Annotated in this window: 16 protein-coding genes; 8 read left to right on the top strand and 8 right to left on the bottom strand. The window is 57.3% G+C overall.

What is annotated here, in order from left to right; genetic code table 11:
* Positions 1 to 13: 13 nt before the first annotated feature.
* The 7 genes from ACFOSS_RS10640 to ACFOSS_RS10610 form a co-directional block, all read right to left on the bottom strand.
* Positions 14 to 700 (bottom strand): family 16 glycosylhydrolase, encoded by a 687-nt coding sequence (locus ACFOSS_RS10640; RefSeq protein ID WP_377153900.1) that lies wholly within the window; start codon positions 698 to 700, stop codon positions 14 to 16.
* Positions 701 to 1009: 309 nt separating this feature from the next.
* Entirely contained in the window at positions 1010 to 1321 is a 312-nt protein-coding gene (locus ACFOSS_RS10635) for a PTS lactose/cellobiose transporter subunit IIA (RefSeq protein ID WP_377152331.1), read from the bottom strand.
* Between the two features lie 9 nt (positions 1322 to 1330).
* Positions 1331 to 2710, bottom strand: a complete 1380-nt coding sequence (locus ACFOSS_RS10630) for a glycoside hydrolase family 1 protein (protein ID WP_377152330.1) — start codon at positions 2708 to 2710, stop codon at positions 1331 to 1333.
* Between the two features lie 47 nt (positions 2711 to 2757).
* Positions 2758 to 4095: a PTS sugar transporter subunit IIC gene (locus ACFOSS_RS10625; protein ID WP_377152329.1), complete on the bottom strand. Its 1338-nt coding sequence runs from the start codon at positions 4093 to 4095 to the stop codon at positions 2758 to 2760.
* Positions 4096 to 4118: 23 nt separating this feature from the next.
* Positions 4119 to 4424: a PTS sugar transporter subunit IIB gene (locus ACFOSS_RS10620; protein WP_377152328.1), complete on the bottom strand. Its 306-nt coding sequence runs from the start codon at positions 4422 to 4424 to the stop codon at positions 4119 to 4121.
* Between the two features lie 472 nt (positions 4425 to 4896).
* The gene (locus ACFOSS_RS10615; RefSeq protein WP_377152327.1) at positions 4897 to 5889 is read right to left on the bottom strand and encodes a zinc-binding dehydrogenase; all 993 of its coding nucleotides are present in this window, start codon (positions 5887 to 5889) and stop codon (positions 4897 to 4899) included.
* A gap of 84 nt (positions 5890 to 5973) precedes the next feature.
* Positions 5974 to 6474, bottom strand: coding sequence for a lactoylglutathione lyase family protein (locus ACFOSS_RS10610; protein ID WP_377152326.1), 501 nt, complete (start codon positions 6472 to 6474; stop codon positions 5974 to 5976).
* A gap of 98 nt (positions 6475 to 6572) precedes the next feature.
* On the opposite strand from ACFOSS_RS10610, the gene ACFOSS_RS10605 reads away from it, so the two are divergent.
* From ACFOSS_RS10605 to ACFOSS_RS10575, 7 genes are all read left to right on the top strand, one after another.
* Positions 6573 to 7463: a LysR family transcriptional regulator gene (locus tag ACFOSS_RS10605; RefSeq protein ID WP_377152325.1), complete on the top strand. Its 891-nt coding sequence runs from the start codon at positions 6573 to 6575 to the stop codon at positions 7461 to 7463.
* Between the two features lie 106 nt (positions 7464 to 7569).
* Positions 7570 to 8088: a cytochrome b gene (locus ACFOSS_RS10600; RefSeq protein ID WP_377152324.1), complete on the top strand. Its 519-nt coding sequence runs from the start codon at positions 7570 to 7572 to the stop codon at positions 8086 to 8088.
* 256 nt (positions 8089 to 8344) lie between these two features.
* Entirely contained in the window at positions 8345 to 8629 is a 285-nt protein-coding gene (locus ACFOSS_RS10595; protein ID WP_377152323.1) for a DUF2325 domain-containing protein, read from the top strand.
* A gap of 105 nt (positions 8630 to 8734) precedes the next feature.
* Positions 8735 to 9304: a TetR/AcrR family transcriptional regulator gene (locus ACFOSS_RS10590; protein WP_377152322.1), complete on the top strand. Its 570-nt coding sequence runs from the start codon at positions 8735 to 8737 to the stop codon at positions 9302 to 9304.
* A 130-nt stretch (positions 9305 to 9434) separates the two neighbouring features.
* Positions 9435 to 9767: a DMT family transporter gene (locus tag ACFOSS_RS10585; RefSeq protein WP_377152321.1), complete on the top strand. Its 333-nt coding sequence runs from the start codon at positions 9435 to 9437 to the stop codon at positions 9765 to 9767.
* 45 nt (positions 9768 to 9812) lie between these two features.
* Complete coding sequence (locus ACFOSS_RS10580) at positions 9813 to 10520, top strand: oxidoreductase (RefSeq protein WP_377152320.1); 708 nt, start codon at positions 9813 to 9815, stop codon at positions 10518 to 10520.
* The gene (locus ACFOSS_RS10575; protein ID WP_377152319.1) at positions 10507 to 11778 is read left to right on the top strand and encodes an MBL fold metallo-hydrolase; all 1272 of its coding nucleotides are present in this window, start codon (positions 10507 to 10509) and stop codon (positions 11776 to 11778) included. The genes ACFOSS_RS10580 and ACFOSS_RS10575 overlap by 14 nt, the downstream gene beginning before the upstream one ends.
* A 107-nt stretch (positions 11779 to 11885) precedes the next feature.
* On the opposite strand, the gene ACFOSS_RS10570 is transcribed toward ACFOSS_RS10575, so the two are convergent.
* The gene (locus ACFOSS_RS10570) at positions 11886 to 12782 is read right to left on the bottom strand and encodes a LysR family transcriptional regulator (protein ID WP_377152318.1); all 897 of its coding nucleotides are present in this window, start codon (positions 12780 to 12782) and stop codon (positions 11886 to 11888) included.
* A 211-nt stretch (positions 12783 to 12993) separates the two neighbouring features.
* Here ACFOSS_RS10570 and ACFOSS_RS10565 point away from each other — a divergent pair, with 211 nt between their 5' ends.
* A complete protein-coding gene (locus ACFOSS_RS10565; protein ID WP_377152317.1) occupies positions 12994 to 14130 on the top strand; it encodes an alpha/beta hydrolase in 1137 nt (378 codons plus the stop codon).
* The last annotated feature ends 90 nt before the right edge of the window (positions 14131 to 14220 follow it).

Raw genomic sequence — 14220 nt, 5'->3', positions numbered from 1 at the left:
GTAGGTAACGACCTTATTCAGTCGGGCGCAGCACCAGCGCTGTGTATTTGGCGTAGGCCGGCTTGCCGGAATAGATCGAGGGCGGGAATTGCGGGTTGGCACTGATCCAGTTATTCATGAACAACTGCATATAGCCGGTAACAGGCTTGTTGGCGCGCCGCACCGTGACCCACTTGTTGGCGGTACGACTAAACACCTGCCAGGTCACGCCGGTGGCATCAATCTCGAACGCATAACGCTCCAGATTCCACAACGCCATGCCGTAATTGGCCAGCTGGATGTCCTGGGGTGACTGCTGGCCGGCGATCCAGACATTGGTATGCAGCAGGTTGGTGCCGCCCATCAGTTCGATGTCCACCTCGTAATGCGAGCTGGTCCCCGCCTGACCGGCGTAGGTAAAGAACGAACTGATGGTGCCGGGCACGGCGCCAGCCTGCATCGTCACCTCGTAACGACCGCGGCGCATGTAGCTCGGCGAGCGCACTTCGGCACAACTCTTGGCACCGTTCTCCACTTTGGCATGCAACACCAGCGTGCTGCCTTCCTGCCAGGCGTTAGCCGCACGCCAGGTGCAGTCAAATTCGGCACCACCATTGCGCCAGCCATCCGACACTTGCCAGTTGATATTATTCCAGCTCAATGCTGAGGCCGGGGATGACAACACGGATGCCAGCACGCATCCAGCGAACAGGTATTTCATTTCCACACGTCTCTCCTTATATATTATCAGGGCACAATCCGAGTGCAGAATATATATAGACAGCACGTTAATCCGCTGAAGAAATCACATCATCGGATTTCAAAAAAACAGCCGAGAAAATGAAACTATTTCAATATCATTTCAGTCCCGGAAGGGTTATTTCAATCACGCAAACACATCACCAACAAATAAAGCCCCTACCAAACCCATTTAATGCCATTAAATGTTCCCAACCCCTATAAATAAAAAACCACCATCACGAGGGGAGTGTGATGGTGGAAAACTTCCAATACACGAGCGATAGCAGTATTACCGTGCCTGACGGCGATAGACCTCAACCAGTTCGCTGGCTAATTCACGGCACAGAATCGAGGTCATTAGGTGATCCTGGGCATGCACCATCACCAGCGTCATTTTGGTTTTGCCCTCGCCTTCATCCGCCTCGATCAGCTTGGTCTGCACGGCGTGGGCGGCTTTCCCGGCCTCGGTGGCTTCGGCCAGCAGGGCGGTGGCTTGAGCGAACTGGCCTTCACGCGCCTGGCGCAGGGCTTCAAAACACAGGCTGCGGGACTGACCGGCATTGACGATAATGCCCATCACGGCTTCTTCTAAATCCAACATATTGACCTCTTAAAAACCATTATTACGGGAAACTTCGGCAAACCATTCGCCACTCTTTTTAACGGTGCGAACTTGGGTTTCCAAATCCAGACTGATAAAGCCATAGCGATTATTGTAGGCATTCATCCATGACCAATTATCAATAAAGGTCCACAGGTGATAGCCGCGGCAGTGGGCGCCTTCCTGAATAGCTTTATGCATCCATTTAAGGTGCTCACGAATAAAGTCGATGCGATAGTCATCCTTTACCTGACCATCGTCGGCAATAAAGCGTTCTTCATTTTCCACGCCCATGCCGTTCTCGGAGATATAGCAATCAATATTGCCGTAATGATCCCGCAGATTAATCAGAATATCGTAAATACCCTTTTCGTAAATTTCCCAACCACGATAAGGATTCATTTTACGACCCGGCATTTCATAGTTCTCAAAGAACCAGTCCGGCATAAAAGGCGCATCCGGGCTGATGGCGGTCATTCGTGCCTTGACGCGACGTGGCTGGTAATAGTTGATGCCCAGCAGATCGACCTTGCCATCTGCAATCAGCGCCAGATCCTCGGCCTGATAGACCGGTAGCTGATCATGTTCTTTCAGCAGGCTGACCAGCTCGGCGGGGTAAGCGCCCTTGACGGCCGGATCGAGAAACGCGCGGTTGAAGAACAGGTCGGCAATGAACGACGCCTTGAGATCTGCCGGATGTTGTGACCGCGGGTACGACGGTGTCAGGTTCAGCACGATACCGATGCGCCCCGGCAGCTTCAGACTGCGATAGCAACGCACCGCCAGGCTATGAGCCAGCATCATGTGGAACGCCACTTGCGCCGCCATGCGGAAACCAAACTTGTTCGGATAGTGGAAGTCGTACAGGTATCCCCCTTCCACCACGACCACCGGCTCGTTGAAGGTCATCCAGCAGGCCACGCGATCGCCGAACAGGTTAAAACAGATCTCGGCATATTTGGCATAGGCCTCGACTGTTTCACGGCTCTCCCAGCCGCCTTTTTGCTGCCAGTACAGCGGCATATCAAAATGGAACAGCCCGATGAATGGCGTAATACCATTTTCAATCAGGGCATCAATGACATTATTATAAAATGTCACCGCTTCCTGATTCACATTAATACCATCCGGCATCAACCGAGCCCATGAAATAGAGGTCCGAAAACTGTTGTGACCAATATTCTTCATCAGCTGAATATCTTGGCGATAGTTCTCATAAAAGGTCGATGTCTGCGCTGGACCAATTTGGTTATGGAAGCGGTTGGGTTCTATTTCAAACCAGTGATCCCAAATGGTTTTGGCTTTACCACCTTGTTGCGCCGCACCTTCTGACTGGGCAGCAGACGAAGCACTGCCCCACCAGAAACCTTCTGGAAAACGATATTTCATTATTTAAATCCCCACTGTGAGAAACACAGGACAGCTATTTAATTCAATCAAACCTGACTGGTTGCCGGCTTCAGATCCGCGTTGTCAGTAGCGCTTTCTGCCTCAGCCGCATCCTGTTGCAACAAGGTGCGCTCATAGGCTTTGACAAACGGGTAATACATCAGCGCCGCCACGGCCATGCAGACAAAACACATGATCACGGGGGCAATTGCCCAGTTGGTGGCCCAGGAGGCGCCAATCGGTGCCGGCGTGGTCCAGGCCGTCAGCATCACCACCTTCTCGACCAGTCCCAGGTCGACGGCAAACCAGGCCAGAATGGCGTTGATCACTGGAATAAAGATGAATGGCAGGAAAAAAATCGGGTTCATGATGATCGGCGCACCGAACAGGATGGGCTCATTGATGTTGAAGAAGCCAGGCACTATGCCCATCCGGCCGATGGTGCGCAGGTGCGCCGCCTTGCTGCGGATCAGCAGCATGGCCAGCGGCAGGGTCGAGCCGACGCCACCGATAAACAGGAAGTGATCCCAGAAACCTTGCACAAAGGTGTGCGGGATCGCCTGTCCAGCCGCCAGCGCCGCCTGGTTGGCTGCCAGATTCGCCATCCAGAACGGGTTCATGATACCGGTGACAATCATGGTGCCATGGATACCGGCAAACCACAGGATTTGGCACAGCAACACCGCCAGGATCACCGCCGCCAGGCTATCAGACGCCGCGACCAGTGGTTTGAGCATCGCCATGATCGCCTCGGGCATGATCATGCCGGTGGTGTGCTGGATCAGCAGGTTCAGCGGGTGCAGGGTCGCCATGATCGCAATGACCGGGATCAGCACCTCAAACGAGCGGGCCACGCCACTGGGTACCTGTTCCGGTAATTTAATGGTGACGTTATTCTTTTTCAGCCAGCGGTAGACTTCGGTGGCATAAATAGAACACAGCAAAGCGGTAAAAATGCCCTGTCCCGAAAAATATTGCATCGAGATGGCGCCATTTTTTAAATCACCTGCCACCAGCATGAATGACATTAAGGACAAGAGGCCCGTGGTAATCGAATCAAGGCCGTAGTGTTTGCCCAAACTGGCACCGACGCCCATCGCAATAAATATGGTCATCAGCCCCATACTCATATTAAATGGCAACATCAGCTGTTCACGATATTGGCTGGAGAAATCCAGCCAGGCACGCGCAAAACCCCAGGTGGTTTCGGCAGAGATCGGCGGGAAAATAAACACCAGCATGAAACTGCCGACAATCATGAACGGCAGAGCAGCAATAAAACCATCACGGATCGCCAGCACATAACGCTGCTGGGCGATGACGCCGGCCATCGGGGCCAGCCGTTGCTCGATCACTTTGACGAGCGCGTTATACAGTGAGCTCATTTGCTTTCATCCTTCCTGAGCAATCAGCCAATCAAATCCAGTGCAAAATCCAGCACCTTGTCACCGCGTTGCATGCCGTAATCCATCATGTCAATTGGTTGCACCTTGATGCCATGCGGCGCGGCCTTGGCCGCCAGTTCCTGCTGCATGTACTTGATTTGCGGGCCCAGCAGAACGACCTGATAGTTCGGCATCTGATCATCAAATTCAGCCGCACCGAAGGCCTTGATATCCGCTTCCAGTCCGCGCTTGCTTGCCTCGGCCAGCATCTTCTTGACCAGCAGACTGGTCGACATCCCCGCTGAACAGCACAACATGATCTTTTTCATGGGTTTCCCTCCGTATAGAAATCTTGCTGCAATATAGATCCGCAGCCACCCCATAGGAAATCGATTTCATATTGTTTTTGTTTATCTGTGATTTAGATCACTACCATTTCGACCAATAAAAATCACAAATAGAATTTATGTCATTGATATATATGGATTTATATTTCTTGCTTAAATTCAAGAAAGCCTTGCTTCATGGATGCTGATAACTCAAGGCATCGATTTCATGAAATGACAACACAAACAGAGCCAGACGATGCCGATCTGAATTTGCGGCGCAGACCGGCCAACGGCGCAGTGTCATCCGGGCGATGCGGTCTGTACGGGGTGAGTCGGGCCGGGTGCGAAGGCAACCGCGCAGGAGGATGCAAAAGAGAATGTAATGGAGAGATCAGAACGCAGGCCAAGCCACATCGGCATTGGCCTGCTGTAGGCTCACGCTGCGGTGCAGCCGAGGCGGAGTCCGGCCCCGTTAATCGATGTGGATCAGGAATTTCTCGCCGTGACTGGCTTGCTGCAGTTGCCGCACCGCGTCAGGCAGCGCGGCAAACGGGCTCTTCCGCAGCGCCGGCACCGCCAGCTCGCCACTGACCAGCTGCTGCAGCATGCGGTTGCCCGCCGCCACCAGCTGTGACCATTGTCGGTCGGAGGCATGGACATGGGCGGCCCCGAGTGCGATCTCATGCAACGAGTGGCAGTGATTAAACGCCGGTAGCGGGTTGTGCTCTACCCGGCCCAATACCGCCACCAGGTGGCCGTAATAACCCAACGCTGGCAGGAGTTGTTGTGCCTGCGAACTCGACACCAGATCGATAATCGCATCGAAGGGTTGACCACCATTCGCCGCGAGCAGCCGTGCCAACCATGCCGTATCGGCATAATCTGCAACCGCCTGTACGCCGTGACGGGTCAGCCAGTCATGGTGCCGGGCCCCGGCGCTGGCAAACAGCCGCCAGCCCCGGGTGCGCGCCAATTGCACAATCCAGTGGCCAACATTGCTGCCAGCGCCGGTGATCAGCAAGGCCTGGCCTGCTGACTCCGGTAATTTCGCCAGCGCTTGCCAGGCGGTGAGTGCCGGACAGGGCATAGCGGCCGCCGCCTCATCACTCAACCCCTCTGGTACGCTGAGCAACGCCCGCGCCGGCACCTGGGTATGACGGGCAAAGCTGCCGGCCCGCCGCAGATCGGTGTGATAGGCCACGCGCGTGCCGACAGCCAGGTGATGAACGTCGCGACCTACCGCCACGACCAGCCCCATACCATCCACACCCGGCACATGACCTGGCTGCCAGGCGCTATGGCCATGAGCCATCAATTTCCAATCCACGGGATTCAGCGCTATGACCCGATTGGCCACCACCACATCCCGTGCCCCCAGTGGCGGCAGGCGATAGGGCTGCAGTGTCAAAGTCTCGGTGCCGCCCGGGCCTGACCAGCACCAGGCTTGAGTCGTCGACCATGTCATGGCAAAGATCCTCTTTGTTAAAACGAGAACAAGGTTGCAGACCGAGCGGGTGAACGCAGTCCGCCCGCCCTCGCGACCTGGCGTTTACTGGCCTTGATAAGCCCCAGCAGAATAGGTCAGTTCATAGCTATGGCTGTAAATTTCCAAAATATTGCCGAATGGATCTTCCATGTACACCATCCGATACGGCTTCTCGCCCGGGAAATATTCACGGATCGGCATCCGTTGCTTGCCTCCGGCCGCCACAATGCGCGCGGCCAGGCCTTCCACATCCGGATCCTGGACACTGAAGTGGAACACCCCGGTCTTCCAGAATTCAAAATTTTGTTCGCGGCGCTCGCTGTTGGGAAACTCAAACAATTCGATGCCGATCTTGTCACCGGTCGCGAGGTGCGCAATGCGAAAAGAGCCCCAACCCGGCCCAAAGACATCGTTACACATGATGCCTATCGCCGAGTCATCTTCGGTAATGGTGGTCGGCGGCATGATCAGATACCAGCCCATGACCTGGGTATAAAATGCAACGGCCTGCTCCAGATCGGTCACGGTAATGCCGATGTGGGAAAAATTACGTGGATATGTCATAGCGCACCTGCGGTCTGTGTTAAAAACTGCCGCCATGATAGGCATCAGGTGCATAATGAAAAATAACGACAAACTATTTGAAGCAATAAAATATATTTATGATAAATCCGCTGTGGCTGCGCACATTGCGTTGCGTACATGAAACGGGCAGCTTTACCCGCGCCGCCGAACAACTCGACCTGACCCAGGCGGCAGTCAGTCAACATATTCAGCGCCTGGAAGCACAGTGCGGTCCCCTGCTATTGCGCAAACCGCGCCAGCTGGAACTCACACCGCGCGGCCAGCTGGTACTGGAGTTCGCCCGCCAGCAAGATGAGGCCAGCGAACGACTCCGCGCCCAGCTGACCGAGGACGACCCCTACTGCGGCGCTATCCGCATGGCCACTCCTGGCAGCATCGGGCTGCGGCTCTACCCACTGCTGCTGGAACAGCAACGCCTCCATCGGCAATTGACGATTCAGCACCGCTTTGCCCCCAGTCAGGAGATAGTGCAGTCCGTGCTGGACGGGCGCAGTGACGTCGGCCTGGTCGATTACCCGCCGGAGCATCCCAGTCTGCATGCCGAGCCGTTTATGCGTGAAGCACTCTGTCTGGTGGTGCCCCACGAGATCACCTCGGCCAGCTGGTCACAGTTACAGGCGCTGGGGTTTATCGATCACCCGGATGGCCGCAGCATGGCGCGTCGATTGCTGGGACGTCTCTATCCGGGTCAACGTGTTGACGATCTGCCGCTGCGCGGTTTTACCAACCAGATCGGTCTGATACTGGAGCCGGTGGCCCTTGGTCTGGGTTTCACTGTGCTGCCGCATTTTGCGGTCAGTGCCTATGCGCAGCAGGAGGCGATCCGGGTGCTCACCGGCCAGCCCGAGGTCATCGACACCCTGTGGCTTATTTATCGCTCGGAGTGGCCGCTGCCGGCACGGCACCAGCGACTGGTCGCCTGGCTCGCGGAGGCCTTAGTGAGGCCAGCAACACAGACCAGGCGCTAAGGTTTCGCTAAGCTTCGGGCATTAAGCTAGTGTTGAAACAACAGCTTGCGGCGTAATGAGGGAGCTCGTCTCGCCCACACACAACAACGACATCGGAGAGTTTTCCATGGTCAGATACCACCCTCTGCTTATCGGCATTCATTGGCTGGTCGCGCTCGGCGTGCTGGTCGCCTACATCACCAGCGGCGATCCGACAGAAGCGGGCAATGCCTTCGAAGAACTTGTCGGTCAGACCCACGTTGCTGCGGGGGATCTGGTCGTGGTACTGGTGTTGCTGCGTCTGCCACTGCGCTTGATCCTCGGCGCGCCGGCTGCGGTACCGATGCCGCAATGGCAGGCCCTCGCCGCCAAGGGCGCCCATGTTGCACTGTACGGGCTGATGTTGCTAGTGCCGCTGGCCGGCTGGTGCGCGCTGTCTGAACGTGCCGCCGATTTTAGCGTTTTCGGGTTAGCGCTCCCCTTGTTAAGCGATGTCCCCCCGCTCCTAAGCACACTGGGTGATTTGCACCCGTTGCTTGGCAACGCCTTCTTGTGGCTGGCCGGTATCCATGCCGCTGCGGCGCTGTGGCACCACTTCAAGGAAAAAGACGACACCCTGAAAAAAATGGCGCCCTGGGTCAAATAACGCCACCGTTTTGCCGATACCCCCCCGGGTATCGGCCCCTCGACACCACCTCTGTTTACGCTTTGTCACTCTGCGCCCCAACAACAGGCAGGCGCAAAGACGTTCATCCCATCCCCTGCGCAGCGTCAACACAACCTGGCTGTCATACCGCCGCGCTATGGCTCATTTCGCATATCGATAGCGATTTTTCTCACTTCTGCTTTCGCGCCTGCCACGTATCTTGGAGATCAGTCGCATGGATGGCAGGAGGCCTGGCATGACAGTACTCATTGTTGGCGGGGACAGGGTTGGCAGCACTGTGCGTCTGCTTGCCGAAGCCGGGTTTGCCAATTTTGCCCACTGGAGTGGTCGCAAGTCCGGCGAACAGCATCAGGCGATGCCGCAGGATACCGAACTGGTTGTCATGCTGATCGATCAGGTCGGTCATTCGTTTGCCGGCAAGGTCCGCCAGCAAGCCAGTGCGCAGGGGTTACCGGTGATCTACGCGCCACGTTCCCGGGCGCGACTGCACCATCAGCTGCAACGGCTGCAACTGCAATGAACGCGGCGAGTGCTCGCATCGCGTCAGGTACACACATCGCACTTGCCAGGGACCGCTCACCGAGATTAAGATGAGCGCGCACTCACTTATTCATATAGTACGAAAATGGCCCGACCTCGTAGTGAAGATAAGCAACTCGCCCTGCTGCAGGCAGCGACCGACATCGTCGCCGCCCAGGGGCTCGGCGCGCCAACCTCACAGATCGCCAAGCGCGCCGGCGTCGCCGAGGGAACGCTGTTTCGGTATTTCCCCACCAAGGATGCACTGCTCAACGCCCTGTATCTGTATCAAAGCCGTCGCGCCAGTGAAGCCACCAATACCGCCTGGGATGAACAACTGCCCATGGAAACTCGCATGTTGCACATGTGGGAAGCCTGGATTGACTGGGGTGTTGCCAATCCAGCCGCCTTCAGTGCCATCGCCCAGCTGGAAGTCTCCGACAAGTTGACCGACGCGGCCCGCGACGAAGCCTGGGGCTTGTGCGAGTGTGCCCAGCAAGCGTTGCACGGCATGCAATTTCCTGGCATGGACAAGCCGAGCTCGCTGGCATTTTTCAATGCGCTCTCCACCGGCATCGCCCAGGCCACCATTAACTTTCTACTGCAACATCCAGAACATGCCGAGGCCTGCAAACGGGCGTCGTTTGCGCTGAGCTGGCCGCTGTTGCGCTCTTGAACTGACAACACCCCGCCTGATGAGTCGTTGCTTTAGCAATAAATGAGTGATTAATCAGGCAATACTTTAACCCCGACACGCCGCGCACTATCTCGCGCTGGATGATGAGTGCGTGGCACAGGAGACCATGATGCACCCTTGGCTATTACTCGGCATTGCCATCGGCAGCGAGGTGCTGGCCACCTCGGCACTGCCCGCCAGTCACGGCTTTACCCGCCCGCTACCGTCACTTGTCGTGTTGCTGGGTTATAGCGTGGCGTTCTACTGCCTGTCACTGGTGCTCAAGGATCTGCCAGTCGGTGTGGTCTATGCCATCTGGTCTGGGGCCGGGATTGTGCTGGTGTCGCTGATTGGCTGGCTGTTCTATCAGCAGAACATTGATCTTCCCACCCTGCTGGGCATCAGCCTGATCACCACCGGGGTCCTGGTTCTCAACCTGTTTTCCAATTCGCTGCGCCACTAGAACTTGATGAAACGCCCAAGCCTACCCTACCCGCAGGAGCCCTTGATGAAAGATGTTCAAAACAATAATCCCGGTCGCCGCGTTCTCATTGCCGGCGCCAGTGGTCTGGTTGGTCAACCGCTGTTGCGTCAGTTGCTCGCCGCCGCAGATGTCAGCCAGGTCTATACCCTGGGTCGTCGCCCGTTGACGCTGGAACACCCCAAACTGCAGCAGCTGGTTGTCGATTTCAACCAGCTCCCGCCACTGCCGGCAGTGGACGAGCTCTATCTCGCCCTCGGCACCACCTTGAAACAGGCCGGCAGCGAGGCGGCGTTCCACGCCGTGGATTATGGCGCGAATCTGGCCGTCGCCAAGGCTGCACTGGCCGCCGGGGCACAACGCATCGCGCTGGTCAGTGCCGCCGGTGCCGATAGCGACTCACGTTTCTTCTACAACCGTACCAAGGGTGAACTGGAGCGGGCGCTGAGGACACTCAACCCCGCCGGGCTATTGATTGCGCGTCCCTCACTGCTGCTGGGTAATCGCGCCGCACTCGGTCAGCCACACCGACCGCTGGAGCACTGGTCACAACGGCTGCTGGGTATCATGGGCCCACTGTTGCCCGCCGGCTGGCGTCCCATCGCCGCCGAAGCCGTCGCCCGCGCCCTGACCGATCTGCTGCCGGCACGCCAGGGGGTGCGCATCCTGAATTCAGCCGAATTGCAGCGCCACCGGCCGCGCCAGCAGCAGGAACAACCCGATGCCAGATCTTAACCCTCAGCGCCGTCGCTACCGCCGCTGGCTTGGCTTGACGCTATTAACAGGAAGCGCCGTGATGACCTATTTTCAGATCTTTGATACCGATCCCAATGTGGCTGAGCGCCCGGCCATGGCCAGCCGTCAGCTAGACGGCCAGTTCCAGAACCTGGCCCCGGTGCATGGCTTGAGTTTCGCCGACGGCCTCAAAGGCATGTGGCATTTCATGCTGGATAAGTCCGCGGAGGCAGTGCCTGACCAGGCAATCCCACTACAGACATTGACGCGTGACGATCTCCTCACCGCAGCTGACAACTCGCTGTGGCGCCTGGGTCACTCGACGGTGTTGATCAAACTGGCAGGAAAATTCTGGATCACGGACCCGGTGTTCACCGAGCGCGCCTCACCGTTCTCGTTTGCCGGCCCCAAGCGCTTTCACGCCACGCCGATCAGCCTTAACCAGTTACCACCGCTGGAGGCGGTGATCCTCTCGCATGATCACTATGACCATCTGGATAAAGCAACGGTGCTGACGCTAGCGAAGCACACCCAGTGGTTCCTGACCCCGCTGGGCGTCGGGGATCGCCTGCAGGCGTGGGGCATTCCCGCAGCTAAAATCCGCCAGCTCGACTGGTGGCAGAGCACGCAAATCGACGAACTTACGTTGACTGCCACCCCGGCGCAGCACTTCTCTGGCCGCAGTCTGACGGATCGCAACCGCACGCTCTGGGCGTCGTGGGTCATCGCCGCCCCGCAAGCCAAACTGTTTTTTAGCGGAGATAGCGGCTATTTCGACGGTTTCAAGGCGATTGGTGAGCGATTCGGTCCCTTTGATGTGACGCTGATTGAGAACGGTGCCTACGACAAGGCCTGGGCCGGTGTGCATATGCAGCCGGAAGAGAGTCTGCAGGCGCACCGCGATCTACGCGGTAACTGGCTAGTCCCGATCCACAACGGCACCTTCGATCTGGCGCTACATGCATGGAGTGAACCGCTGGAGCGCATCAGCAGCCTGGCTGAGGCGCAGCAAGTAGCCATCAGTACGCCGCGCTTTGGTGAGCCGGTGGACATCACGGCACCGTCTGAACTGAGTGCCTGGTGGCGTGTCGTCCCTGATGAACAACTCACCGCTGCTGGCAAGATGGCCAATGCCATACCGGCTGCACCGGTACGCCCGGCTACCGAAACCGCAGCACGCTCAGATGGTCCAGCCCGAGGGTTGGCACAGCTGTGCGCACGCTTTGTCGGCTGCCGCCGGCCCAGTTCCAGTCAATAACGCTTCCCTGTGGACCGACCATCAGCCGATGGTCAATTCAGTCCGTTACGCGGCCCCAGGCCGCGTTTTTTTTGCGCCTCTGCCGATTGCCATTGCCCGGAGAGGGTTCACATCGCAGGGGGCCATCTGAGGGTTTCGATCACCATGCGCAGCGCGGGTGAGACGTTGCGGTGCGGATAATAGAGATGCTGGCCATCCAGGCTGTGACTGAAATTCTGCAGCACCTGAATGAGGTTTCCGCGTCCGAGATCCTCCGCCACCAGATCCTCGGGCACATAGGCCAACCCCAGTCCAGCTCTGGCGGCCGCCGCCTCCATATAACTGTCCGAGAAGACCCACTGCCCCTGTGGTTTGTGCTTGACCAGCTTGCCTTCATCCCACAATTCCCATTGATACAGGCTGCCATCGGCAAACTGGTAGGCGATGCAGGGATGTAGCGCCAGATCGGCCAGCGTCTGTGGAAACCCGTATTGCAGTAAGTGCTCTGGCGTCGCCACCACCACCATCGCCATATCCGGGGCAATCCGCACCGCCACCATCCCCTCGTCAACCTCGTCGCCCGGCCGGACACCGGCGTCATAGCGCTCGTCGATGATGTTGACGAAGCGGCTCTCGCTGATGAGCTCCAGCCGAATATCCGGATAGCGTTGCCGGAACGAGGCCAGCTTGGGCAACAAGATCTTGTCAATCGCATATTGGCTGGCATTGATCCGCACCGTGCCGGATGGCGTGTCGCGAAAATGGGCAAGCGTGGCCAGTCCGGCATCCAGCGACTGAAAACTGCTCTGTGTCGTGCGATATAGCTGTTCGCCGGCTGGCGTCAGGGACAGGCGGCGCGTGGTGCGCACCAGAAGCTGCACCCCGAGTCGAGCCTCGAGATCGCGGATGGTACGGCTGATCCCGGACTGCACCAGCCCCAGCCGGGCCGCCGCCCTGGTAAAGCTGCCTTCGCGCGCCACCAGCATAAACACATGGAGATCGTTGTAATTTTCGCGACTCTTCATCTTGCGTCTCTCCCCGCCATCGCCCCATCGACCATGGATAGCAGATTCACGGCCTACGAACCGCACCATATTAATCACAAATAAGCATTAATGTTATGCAAAAACCACGACTAATCATCACTAATCATTGTCACTAGAATGCGCTGCATGGGTGACCAAACCACCCATCCCCAGACTAAGCACCCTGAGTCCACCGCCAAGGAGCCTTGCCATGAATGTTCTACCCAAAAAACTGAGCGCTATCGCCTCCGCCCTGTTGTTGGGCGCAGCATTAACCGGAGTCTCCACCATGAGTCATGCCCAATCTGCCGATCCTACCGCTCCCATCTCCATGGTGACGCAATGGGATAAGACCTTTGCCCAAAGCAGCAAGGTGGAGCATCGCAAGGTCAGCTTTAAAAACCGTTACGGCATCACGCTGGTGGCCGACCTGTATCTGCCGAAACATCGGGGCAACAGCAAGCTGGCGGCCCTCGCGGTGAGCGGCCCCTTTGGTGCGGTGAAAGAACAATCGAGCGGTCTTTATGCGCAAACCCTGGCGGAGCGTGGGTTTATCACCCTGGCGTTTGACCCCTCCTATACCGGCGAAAGTGGCGGCCAACCGCGAGATGTGGCCTCCCCGGACATCAATACCGAAGACTTCAGCGCTGCTGTGGATTTTCTCGGCCTGCAACCGGAAGTCGACCGCAATCGCATCGGATTACTGGGCATCTGCGGTTGGGGTGGCATGGCGCTGAATGCCGCCGCCATGGATACCCGGGTGGCAGCGGTGGCCACCAGCGTCATGTACGACATGAGTCGGGCCATGGGCCATGGTGTTGGCGCCGGTAAAGATCGCTACTCGACAGCGGATCGCCGCGCCGTTTTGAAATACCTGAACGAACAGCGCTGGAAAGATGCTCAGAGTGGCTCGATTGCCCACTCCAACCACGATATTTATGTCGATGGCAACGGCCAGGTTACTGCTGCCGCGCGTACCTTGCCGGAAGTATTGCCAGAGAATCCACATCCGGTGTTGAAAGAGTTTTTTGACTACTACCGGCTGCCACGTGGTTTCCATCCGCGCTCTGTCAATTCAGCCAGCGCCTGGACCACGACCATGCCGCTTTCGTTTATGAATATGCCGCTGCTCAGCTACGCCGGCGAGATCAACATCCCGACCCTGATCGTGACCGGTGAGAAAGCCCACTCCCGCTATTTCGCCGAGGATGCCTTCAAGGCCGTGGGCAGCAAGCACAAGGAGCTGGTTATCGTGCCCGGAGCCAACCATGTGGACCTGTATGACAACGATGCTGGCAAGATCCCGTTTGACAAATTCACGCAGTTTTTCCAAACGAACTTGCAATAACCCTCAAGTGCCCGGAGTCGCTGGTTACGCTCTGGTCGGTAAGACACTAAGTCCTTTGCGCGGCTCGCCTAAGCCGCGCTTTTTTTCAGA

It is taken from the genome of Pseudaeromonas sharmana, assembly GCF_042649925.1.
GTDB classification, from domain to species: Bacteria; Pseudomonadota; Gammaproteobacteria; order Enterobacterales; family Aeromonadaceae; genus Pseudaeromonas; species Pseudaeromonas sharmana.
The sequence above is the reverse complement of the archived record's forward strand: the minus strand, read 5'-3'. Positions and strand labels throughout refer to the sequence as shown.

Bases quoted from the DNA above. Each gene is read 5' to 3' on its own strand.
- ACFOSS_RS10640 (WP_377153900.1), bottom strand. From the start codon at position 700: ATGAAATACCTGTTCGCTGGATGCGTGCTGGCATCCGTGTTGTCATCC.
- ACFOSS_RS10635 (WP_377152331.1), bottom strand. From the start codon at position 1,321: ATGTTGGATTTAGAAGAAGCCGTGATGGGCATTATCGTCAATGCCGGT.
- ACFOSS_RS10630 (WP_377152330.1), bottom strand. From the start codon at position 2,710: ATGAAATATCGTTTTCCAGAAGGTTTCTGGTGGGGCAGTGCTTCGTCT.
- ACFOSS_RS10625 (WP_377152329.1), bottom strand. From the start codon at position 4,095: ATGAGCTCACTGTATAACGCGCTCGTCAAAGTGATCGAGCAACGGCTG.
- ACFOSS_RS10620 (WP_377152328.1), bottom strand. From the start codon at position 4,424: ATGAAAAAGATCATGTTGTGCTGTTCAGCGGGGATGTCGACCAGTCTG.
- ACFOSS_RS10615 (WP_377152327.1), bottom strand. From the start codon at position 5,889: ATGACATGGTCGACGACTCAAGCCTGGTGCTGGTCAGGCCCGGGCGGC.
- ACFOSS_RS10610 (WP_377152326.1), bottom strand. From the start codon at position 6,474: ATGACATATCCACGTAATTTTTCCCACATCGGCATTACCGTGACCGAT.
- ACFOSS_RS10605 (WP_377152325.1), top strand. From the start codon at position 6,573: ATGATAAATCCGCTGTGGCTGCGCACATTGCGTTGCGTACATGAAACG.
- ACFOSS_RS10600 (WP_377152324.1), top strand. From the start codon at position 7,570: ATGGTCAGATACCACCCTCTGCTTATCGGCATTCATTGGCTGGTCGCG.
- ACFOSS_RS10595 (WP_377152323.1), top strand. From the start codon at position 8,345: ATGACAGTACTCATTGTTGGCGGGGACAGGGTTGGCAGCACTGTGCGT.
- ACFOSS_RS10590 (WP_377152322.1), top strand. From the start codon at position 8,735: ATGGCCCGACCTCGTAGTGAAGATAAGCAACTCGCCCTGCTGCAGGCA.
- ACFOSS_RS10585 (WP_377152321.1), top strand. From the start codon at position 9,435: ATGCACCCTTGGCTATTACTCGGCATTGCCATCGGCAGCGAGGTGCTG.
- ACFOSS_RS10580 (WP_377152320.1), top strand. From the start codon at position 9,813: ATGAAAGATGTTCAAAACAATAATCCCGGTCGCCGCGTTCTCATTGCC.
- ACFOSS_RS10575 (WP_377152319.1), top strand. From the start codon at position 10,507: ATGCCAGATCTTAACCCTCAGCGCCGTCGCTACCGCCGCTGGCTTGGC.
- ACFOSS_RS10570 (WP_377152318.1), bottom strand. From the start codon at position 12,782: ATGAAGAGTCGCGAAAATTACAACGATCTCCATGTGTTTATGCTGGTG.
- ACFOSS_RS10565 (WP_377152317.1), top strand. From the start codon at position 12,994: ATGAATGTTCTACCCAAAAAACTGAGCGCTATCGCCTCCGCCCTGTTG.